At 60.0% G+C, this 8,931-nt stretch carries 10 protein-coding genes; 9 read left to right on the top strand and 1 reads right to left on the bottom strand.

Annotation, left to right across the window (positions count from 1 at the left end; genetic code table 11):
• Positions 1-42 precede the first annotated feature (42 nt).
• On the top strand, positions 43-759 hold the full coding sequence (locus tag ACTJGZ_RS10410; RefSeq protein WP_441662854.1) for an SDR family NAD(P)-dependent oxidoreductase: 717 nt from the start codon (positions 43-45) through the stop codon (positions 757-759).
• 177 nt (positions 760-936) lie between these two features.
• On the opposite strand, the gene ACTJGZ_RS10405 is transcribed toward ACTJGZ_RS10410, so the two are convergent.
• Positions 937-1,923: a malate dehydrogenase gene (locus ACTJGZ_RS10405; RefSeq protein WP_441662853.1), complete on the bottom strand. Its 987-nt coding sequence runs from the start codon at positions 1,921-1,923 to the stop codon at positions 937-939.
• A 469-nt stretch (positions 1,924-2,392) separates the two neighbouring features.
• Here ACTJGZ_RS10405 and ACTJGZ_RS10400 point away from each other — a divergent pair, with 469 nt between their 5' ends.
• The 8 genes from ACTJGZ_RS10400 to ACTJGZ_RS10365 all read left to right on the top strand — a co-directional run bounded on the left by ACTJGZ_RS10400 (position 2,393) and on the right by ACTJGZ_RS10365 (position 8,911).
• A complete protein-coding gene (locus tag ACTJGZ_RS10400; RefSeq protein ID WP_441662852.1) occupies positions 2,393-3,193 on the top strand; it encodes a GntR family transcriptional regulator in 801 nt (266 codons plus the stop codon).
• A 105-nt stretch (positions 3,194-3,298) separates the two neighbouring features.
• A complete protein-coding gene (gene sdhC / locus ACTJGZ_RS10395; protein ID WP_441662851.1) occupies positions 3,299-3,718 on the top strand; it encodes a succinate dehydrogenase, cytochrome b556 subunit in 420 nt (139 codons plus the stop codon).
• Positions 3,718-4,101, top strand: coding sequence for a succinate dehydrogenase, hydrophobic membrane anchor protein (sdhD, locus tag ACTJGZ_RS10390; protein ID WP_441662850.1), 384 nt, complete (start codon positions 3,718-3,720; stop codon positions 4,099-4,101). The genes sdhC and sdhD overlap by 1 nt, the downstream gene beginning before the upstream one ends.
• A 3-nt stretch (positions 4,102-4,104) precedes the next feature.
• Complete coding sequence (sdhA, locus tag ACTJGZ_RS10385; RefSeq protein WP_441662849.1) at positions 4,105-5,883, top strand: succinate dehydrogenase flavoprotein subunit; 1,779 nt, start codon at positions 4,105-4,107, stop codon at positions 5,881-5,883.
• A gap of 13 nt (positions 5,884-5,896) precedes the next feature.
• Positions 5,897-6,613 (top strand): succinate dehydrogenase iron-sulfur subunit, encoded by a 717-nt coding sequence (locus ACTJGZ_RS10380; RefSeq protein ID WP_441662848.1) that lies wholly within the window; start codon positions 5,897-5,899, stop codon positions 6,611-6,613.
• Positions 6,614-6,662: 49 nt separating this feature from the next.
• Positions 6,663-6,923 (top strand): FAD assembly factor SdhE, encoded by a 261-nt coding sequence (locus ACTJGZ_RS10375; RefSeq protein ID WP_441662847.1) that lies wholly within the window; start codon positions 6,663-6,665, stop codon positions 6,921-6,923.
• Positions 6,924-6,952: 29 nt separating this feature from the next.
• Complete coding sequence (gene gltA, locus ACTJGZ_RS10370; RefSeq protein ID WP_441662846.1) at positions 6,953-8,248, top strand: citrate synthase; 1,296 nt, start codon at positions 6,953-6,955, stop codon at positions 8,246-8,248.
• A gap of 207 nt (positions 8,249-8,455) precedes the next feature.
• Entirely contained in the window at positions 8,456-8,911 is a 456-nt protein-coding gene (locus ACTJGZ_RS10365; protein WP_441662845.1) for a MaoC family dehydratase, read from the top strand.
• Positions 8,912-8,931: the final 20 nt, after the last annotated feature.

Here is an 8,931-nt window from a genome sequence, read left to right as displayed (position 1 = left end):
CAGGGCCGGAAAAACAGATAGGGAAGGCAGAGAGGAAATCACATGCAAATCATGATTGTGGGGGCCAGCCAGGGGCTGGGGCGCGCCTTGGCGGAAGGGCTGTGCGCGGCGGGCGATACGTTGATCGGCGTATCGCGGCAAGCGCCGGAGGCGCTGCGGGTGCCTGAGGGAGTGGCGTGCCAGTGGGTGGAGGCCGATCTGACGGCGCCTGCGGCGGCTGCCGCGAAAATCGCCCGGGCGGCGCCAGCCTCGCTGGATGTCCTGATTTACAACCTGGGCTTATGGGAAGTCAAAGCCTTCACGGCCGATTATTTTTTCACGCAGGATACGGATGAGTCCCTGGCCCGTCTGGTGGATGTCAATGTGACGGCGGCCTTGCTGGTGATCAAACACCTGTTGCCGCGCCTGCTGGTTTCGCCGCGGCCGCGCTTGATTCTGACGGGCTCGACGTCGGCGCTGAGGCAGTGCGGCCGCCCCGAGGTGGCATTCGGCGCGACCAAAAGCGCGCTTAATGGTTTGGGCGACGCCTTGCGGGAGGGATTTCGGGAAGCGAAGCTGGGGGTGACTACGCTGCAGCTCGGTTATCTCAATACCACGGATGATCTGGCCGTGCCTGCGGCGCAAGCCGCCTGGCGCGGGGAGGGCAAGCTCGTGCCGGTGCACGATGTGGTGGCGATGGTCCGCACGATTCTGTCGCTTTCGGATGCCAGTTTTGTGCGTGAGCTGGTCATGCCCGCGATTCTGGACGAGCGTTTTTAAGGCCAGCCGCGCGAGCGGGTGGTCTCGGCTGCCGTGTGGTCGTCTGGCTGGGTGGCTGGGTGGCTGGGTGGCAGAGGGAGTTTGCTGGCAGCCAATGAAAAACGCCCGCCGGCAGAGCCGGGCGGGCGTTCAGGCAGGCTTCAGGCGCCCAAGGGCGGCCGGAAGCCGTGGCTGGTATTACAGCAGGTCTTTGACGCCGTCGCGCTCTTCGAGCAGCTCTTTCAGCGTGAATTCCAGGCGCTCGCGCGAGAATTCGTCGATTTCCAGACCTTCGACACGCTTGTATTCGCCGTTTTCGGTGATGACGGGCACACCGTAGATGATGCCTTCCGGGATGCCGTAGGAGCCGTTCGAGGGCACGCCCATCGTGACCCACTTGCCGTTGCTGCCCAGCACCCAGTCACGGATGTGGTCAATGGCTGCGTTGGCAGCCGAAGCGGCCGACGACAGGCCGCGGGCCTGAATGATGGCGCCACCGCGTTTGCCCACGGTGGGGATGAAGTCGTCGCGGTTCCAGGCGTCGTCATTGACCAGCGCCTTCAGGCTCTTGCCGTTGGCGGTGGCGAAACGGTAGTCGGGGTACATCGTGGGCGAGTGGTTGCCCCACACGACCAGTTTTTCGATGTCGGCGACAGCCACGCCAGCCTTGGAAGCCAGTTGCGTCAGGGCGCGGTTGTGGTCCAGGCGCAGCATGGCGGTGAAGTTCTTGGCGGGCAGATCCGGCGCGGATTGCTGGGCGATGTAGGCATTGGTGTTGGCGGGGTTGCCGACGACCAGCACCTTGACGTCGCGGCTGGCGGCATCGTTCAGGGCCTTGCCTTGTTCCGTGAAGATCTTGGCGTTGACGTTCAGCAGGTCCTTGCGTTCCATGCCGGGGCCACGGGGACGGGCGCCGACGAGCAGGGCAATGTCGGCATCCTTGAAGGCTTCGCGGGGGTCACTGTGCGCGGTGATGCCTTGCACCAGCGGGAATGCGCAGTCGTCCAGCTCCATGATGACGCCTTTGAGCGCCTGTTGGGCCTTCTCGTCAGGGATCTCCAGCAGTTGCAGGATGACGGGCTGGTCTTTGCCCAGCATTTCACCCGAAGCAATGCGGAACAGCAGCGCGTAGCCGATCTGGCCGGCGGCGCCGGTGACGGCAACACGTTTTGCAGGCTTGGACATTCTTCAATCTCCGTAGGTCTTGGTAATGGCGCCGGGCGAGATGCCCGGCGGTTTGCATGATGTTCTTGCGCAGTTTTCGCCCGAGGCTGGCGGAAGGGCGGCAGGCACCTGGGTGCATTCATCATGCCGCAGCGCCGCAAATATTAAACCTTCAAGGACGATGTTGCTATGAAAGCGGCGCTGATTCCCGCTAATTCCAGATGGAATCTCATTTCAATGGAGAATTAATTCTCATTGAACTGAAACTGTTGTATTTCCATCTATTGAATTTTCAGTTTAGTGAAAGGTTCATTAAAAATCTTAGAGCAAAAAACAGTCGAGCGTCAAACGATCTTATATCTTATATAAGACAAAAGAGTGCTGGATTTATGCATGAGTCGTGTGCGACAATTGGCCCCGTTTTCGATTCTTTTTCACCGGCAGTTGCCGGGTTGCGCAGAACGCAGCCTGTCTGCCGGTCTTGTGCTTTATGTCCGAAATCCCTGGCGATTCTTCTTCAGCGCGACCGCGGACGGCGACGCGTCAGGTGACGCGTGCGGCGGGAGCCGGCGGTGCCGCCTTCAGTCCGCTCTATCGTCAGATCAAGGCCTTGATTGTTGACAGCCTGGAGCGTGGCGAATGGAAACCCGGTGAATCCATTCCCAGTGAAATGGAGCTGGCGGCGCGTTTTCATGTCAGTCAGGGAACGGTGCGCAAAGCCATAGACGAGCTGGCGGCCGAGCACTTGTTGCTGCGCCGCCAGGGTAAGGGCACTTTCGTCGCCACTCACAACGAACCGCGCACGCGCTACCGCTTTCTGCGCTTGGCCAGCGATGACGCGGCCGATAGTGGCGGAGCCCAAAGCCGTTTTGTCGAATGCCGCCGGGCAAGGGCCAGCGCTGAAATCGCCAAGGCCCTGGCGCTGCGCACGGGCGACCCCGTCATTACGATCCGGCGCGTGCTGGCGTTTGATGGCGAGCCGACTGTTATTGACGATATTTGTCTGCCGGGCGGGCCGTTCCGGCGCCTGACGGCCGATTTGCTGGCCGGTTATCGCGGGCCGTTATATGCCTTGTTCGAGTCGGAGTTCGGCATCAGCATGGTGCGCGCCGATGAAAAGCTCAAGGCGGTGGCGGCCACAGAAGACGATGCGGCTTTGCTGGGGGTGGCCCCGGGTTTGCCGCTGCTGCAAGTCGAGCGCGTGTCCTATACCTATGGTGATCGCCCCATGGAATACAGAAGGGGTTTATACATCACGGAGCGTTACTACTATCGCAACAGTTTGAAGTGAATACGGTGTAACATACTGCTGCCCGCGTTTTGTGATGATTTGAAACCCCAACTGACATAAGCGAAAATAGCGCGTTTGCCTAATTTTTTAGAAACGAGGCTGTCCATGAGTGATTCCATAACCAAGCCGCGTCCCACTTACAAAAACGTAGGTGTGCCGCAACTCCTTATCTATCTCCGGCATATGCCGACACCGGGTAAGGTGTCCATTCTGCACCGCGCCAGCGGTGTGATTCTGTTCCTCTGTTTGCCGTTGGTGATCTTGCCTCTGTTCGCCATGAGTGTCGGTTCCGAGGCAAGTTATGCGTCTATCGCGGAAGTCGCCGGCAACCCGCTGGTGAAACTCGTGCTGCTGGCCATCATCTGGGGCTATCTGCACCACTTCTGTGCGGGCATCCGCTTCCTGCTGCTCGATCTGCACATCGGTGTGGAAAAGACCGCGGCACGCAAGAGCGCGACGACCTCCCTGGTCATCAGCCTGATCCTGACCGTCATCCTCGGCCTGAAACTTTACGGAGCATGGTAATGGGAGCCCCTGAAAATATCGGCCCGCGTCGCCTGGTCGTCGGCGCTCACTATGGCGTGAAGGATTTCATCGCCCAGCGCCTGACCGCCATCATTCTTGCCACCTATACCCTGGTGCTGCTGATCGGCATTCTCGTCATGTCCGAGTTCAGCTACGCCAGCTGGAAGGCATTGTTCACGTTCCATGTCTTCGCCCTGCCTGTGGGCCAGATCCTGGCGACGCTGGCGTTCATTTCGCTGGCCTGGCACGCCTGGATCGGTGTGCGCGATATCTGGATGGACTACGTTCGCGCTGTCAGCGTGCGTCTGTTGCTGCACACCCTGACGATTCTGTGGCTGGTTGGTTCGGTCGCTTATTTCGCACAAATCCTTTGGAGCCTGTAAGCCGTGGTCGCTGTCAAAAAATCTCTTCCGCGCCGCCAGTTTGACGTTGTCGTCGTGGGTGCCGGCGGCGCCGGCATGCGCTGTTCCCTTCAGCTTGCACAGGCGGGCCTGTCCGTGGCCGTGCTGTCCAAGGTGTTCCCAACCCGTTCGCATACCGTTGCTGCCCAAGGCGGCGTCAGCGCTTCGCTGGGCAATATGAGCGAAGACAACTGGTACTGGCACATGTACGACACCGTCAAGGGGTCGGATTGGCTGGGCGACCAGGATGCCATCGAGTTCATGTGCCGTGAGGCTCCTCACGCCGTGTACGAAATGGAACACTTCGGCATGCCTTTCGACCGCAACCCGGACGGCACCATTTATCAGCGACCGTTTGGCGGGCATACGGCCAACTTCGGTGAAAAGCCGGTGCAACGCGCCTGTGCCGCCGCTGACCGTACCGGTCACGCGCTGCTGCACACGCTGTATCAGCGCAACGTCTCGGCGCGCACCCAGTTCTTCGTTGAATGGATGGCGCTGGACCTGATCCGCAACGACGACGGCGATGTGCTGGGCGTGACCGCGCTCGAAATGGAAACGGGCGAAATCTACATTCTGGAAGCCAAGACCACGGTTCTGGCTACCGGCGGCGCGGGCCGTATCTGGGCGGCTTCCACCAACGCCTTCATCAACACCGGTGACGGCCTGGGTATGGCGGCGCGTGCCGGCATCCCGCTGCAGGATATGGAATTCTGGCAATTCCACCCGACTGGCGTGGCGGGCGCGGGCGTGCTGATTACCGAAGGCGTGCGCGGTGAAGGCGGCATCCTGTTGAACAAGGATGGCGAACGCTTCATGGAGCGCTATGCGCCCACGCTGAAGGATCTGGCCCCGCGTGACTTCGTGTCGCGCTCGATGGACCAGGAAATCAAGGAAGGCCGCGGCTGTGGCCCCGACGGCAGCTATGTGGTGCTCAAGCTCGATCACCTCGGCGCTGACGTCATCAAGAAACGCCTGCCGTCGATCCGTGATATCGCCATTAAGTTTGCGAACGTGGATCCGATCAAGGAGCCTATCCCCGTCGTGCCGACCATTCACTATCAGATGGGCGGTATCCCGACCAACTTCTATGGTCAGGTGATGGATCGCAAGAACGGCGATAACCATGTCGTCAACGGTCTGTACGCCATCGGCGAATGTGCCGCGACCTCGGTGCACGGCGCCAATCGTTTGGGCACGAACTCGCTGCTGGATCTGATCGTGTTCGGCCGCGCTGCCGGCAACCACATTGTTGCCGCGCACCCGGAACGCCAGCACGCTCACAAGCCGCTGGCCATGGAATCGGTCGATGCCTCCATGGCGCGTGTCGATGCCATCGAGTCCCGTACCGGCGGCGAGCAGACGCAGGAAGTGGGCAATGCGATCCGCATGTCCATGCAGCACCACTGCGGCGTGTTCCGCACGCTGGAGCTGCTGGAAGAGGGCGTGGGTCAGATCGCCGACCTGAACGAGCGTGCCAAGCACATCTCGTTCAAGGATAAATCCAAGGTCTTCAATACCGCCCGCGTCGAAGCGCTGGAGCTGTCCAACATGATCGAAGTGGCGCGTGCCACCATCCTGTCGGCTTCCAAGCGTACCGAAAGCCGTGGCGCGCATGCCCTGGATGACTTCCCCACCCGTGACGACGAAAACTGGCTGCGCCATACGCTGTGGTACTCCGCGACCAACAGCCTGGAGTACAAGCCCGTGCAGATGAAGCCTCTGACCGTCGACTCCTTCCCGCCCAAGGCGCGTACCTTCTAAGCAGGACCCAGTCATGAGCACCAAACGTATCGTTAAGTTCGAAATCTACCGCTACGATCCGGACAAGGATGAGCGTCCGTACATGCAGAAACTGGAAGTGGAGCTGATGCCCACCGACAAGATGCTGCTGGACGCCATCATCCGCATCAAGAACTCGGTGGACGACAGTCTGGCCCTGCGCCGCTCCTGCCGTGAAGGCGTGTGCGGTTCGGACGCCATGAATATCAACGGCAAGAACGGCCTGGCCTGTACGACCAACCTGCGTGACCTGAAGGAACCTATCGTTCTGCGTCCGCTGCCCGGTCTGCCGGTGATCCGTGATCTGATCGTCGATATGACGCACTTCTTCAATCAGTATCACTCGATCCGGCCGTACCTGATTAACGACACCCCGCCGCCCGAGCGCGAGCGTCTGCAGACGCCGGAAGCCCGCGAGGAGCTCGATGGTCTGTACGAGTGCATTCTGTGCGCCTGCTGCTCGACCTCCTGCCCGTCGTTCTGGTGGAACCCCGACAAGTTTGTGGGGCCTGCCGGCCTGTTGGCAGCCTATCGTTTCATCGCGGATAGCCGTGACGAAGCGACGGGTGCGCGCCTGGACAACCTGGAAGACCCGTATCGCCTGTTCCGGTGCCACACCATCATGAACTGTGTCGATGTCTGTCCGAAGGGCTTGAACCCGACGCGCGCCATCGGAAAAATCAAAGAATTGATGGTGCGACGCGCTGTCTGACCGCTGTTTGGGTTGCGGCGTGCAGGGTTTTTTAAGGAAGGAAGGTTAGATGTCAAAACTGACCGATCTAGATCGTGTTCGTCTGCGCTGGCGTGGCCGGCGCGGTATGCTGGAAAACGATCTGATAATCACCCGGTATCTGGATGCCTATGAGGCAGGTCTGGACGACGAGGATGTTGCCGTGCTGACGCAGTTGTTCGAGCTGAGCGACAACGATCTGTTCGACCTGCTGCTGGCGCGCAGTGAGCCGGAGGGTGACCTTGACACGCCGCGCATGCATAAGGTTCTCGGCCTCATGCGCGCACTTTGATCATTCACTAAAGTAGAGGATGCATTGCAATGAAACTGTCCGACAAGAAGGCAACGCTAAGCTTTTCCGATGGCTCGGCGTCGGTTGAACTCCCGATCTATCAGGGAACGGTTGGCCCGGACGTGATGGATATCCGTAAGCTCTATGGGCAAACGGGTATGTTCACGTATGACCCCGGTTTCCTTTCGACCGCATCTTGCTCGTCTGCCATTACGTATATCGACGGCGACAAGGGCGAGTTGCTGTATCGCGGCTACCCCATCGAGCAACTGGCTCAGAACTGCGACTTCCTGCAAGTCTGCTACCTGATCCTGAATGGCGAATTGCCTGACGAAAAGCAGAGCGCTGACTTCGATTACGCTGTCACGCATCACACCCTGGTACACGATCAGCTGCAGTTCTTCCTGCGCGGCTTCCGCCGTGATGCGCACCCGATGGCTGTGCTGACGGGTCTGGTGGGCGCCCTGGCTGCGTTCTATCACGACTCCACCGACATCAACAATCCTGAGCATCGCCGTATTTCCGCGATCCGCCTGATTGCCAAGATGCCGACCCTGGTCGCCATGGCGTACAAGTATTCCGTGGGCCAGCCGCTGGCTTATCCGCGCAATGACCTGTCGTACACCGGCAATTTCCTGCGCATGATGTTCAGCAATCCTTGCGAAGACTATGTGGTCAATCCCGTGGTCGAACGCGCTCTGGATCGCATCTTCATCCTGCACGCAGACCACGAGCAGAATGCTTCCACCTCGACCGTCCGCCTGTGCGGCTCGTCGGGCACCAATCCGTTTGCGGCGATCGCATCCGGCGTGGCTTGCCTGTGGGGCCCGGCTCACGGCGGCGCCAACGAGGCTTGCCTGCAAATGCTCGAAGAGCTGCAAGCCAACGGCGGCATGGCCAAGGTCGGCGAGTTCATGGAAAAGGTCAAGGACAAGAACTCGGGCGTGCGCCTGATGGGCTTTGGCCACCGCGTTTACAAGAACTACGACCCGCGTGCCAAGCTGATGCAGGAAACCTGCAAGGAAGTGCTGCAAGCCCTGGGCCTGGAAAACGATCCGCTGTTCAAGCTGGCGATGGAACTGGAGCGCATTGCTCTGGAAGATCCGTACTTCGTCGAGCGCAAGCTGTACCCGAACGTCGATTTCTACTCTGGCATCGTGCAACGCGCCATCGGTATCCCGACCTCGCTGTTCACGGCCATCTTCGCATTGGCCCGCACGGTGGGCTGGATTGCCCAGTGGAACGAAATGATCTCCGATCCCGAATACAAGATCGGTCGTCCGCGTCAGCTGTTCACCGGTTCGCCTTCGCGCGACATCAAGTAAGCACCGTTAGCCGATAGGCCGGATACGGTGGCAGCATCCTCGCTGACCGTATCTGAGTGATCCCCGTGTCTTGAGCACGGGGTTTTTTTTTGCCTGTGTATTTCGTGCCAGTTGGCTGGCAGGTTCCGCGAGTGCCTAAGCCAGGGCGCGGGCGTATGATGGTGCAGACACCGGCAGGAGCCGGCAGAAAGGCAGGGGACAGATTGCATGTCAGAAAAACAAATCATCTATCTGGAAGATGTGGCGCTGGGCGACCAGTTTCATAGCGCGGAACACGCGCTGGACCCGGCGCAGGTTATCGGGTTTGCGGAACAGTTCGATCCGCAGGTATTTCACCTGGATGCCGAGGCCGCCAAAGAGACTTTTTTTCAGGGGCTGGCTGCCAGCGGCTGGCATACGGCGGCCATCACCATGAAGCTGCTGGTGCAGAGCATTCCGGTGGGCAATGGGCTGATCGGGGCGGGTGTGGAGGTGGCCTGGCCGCAGCCGACCCGGCCCAATGATGTCTTGCGGGTGCTCAGCACGGTGCAGCAGATACAGCCTTCGCGTTCCAAACCGGATCGCGCAATTGTGACCATGGAATGCCTGACGCTCAATCAGCGCGACGAGGTTTGCCAGCGCATGATTGTCAAAACACTGATCATGCGCCGCCCTGGAGGCTGAGGCAGGGGCGGGGCTTCTGC

Source organism: Kerstersia sp., from assembly GCF_052103615.1.
In the GTDB taxonomy this organism is placed as follows: Bacteria; Pseudomonadota; Gammaproteobacteria; order Burkholderiales; family Burkholderiaceae_B; genus Kerstersia.
This window is presented reverse-complemented; position numbering and strand designations above follow the sequence as displayed.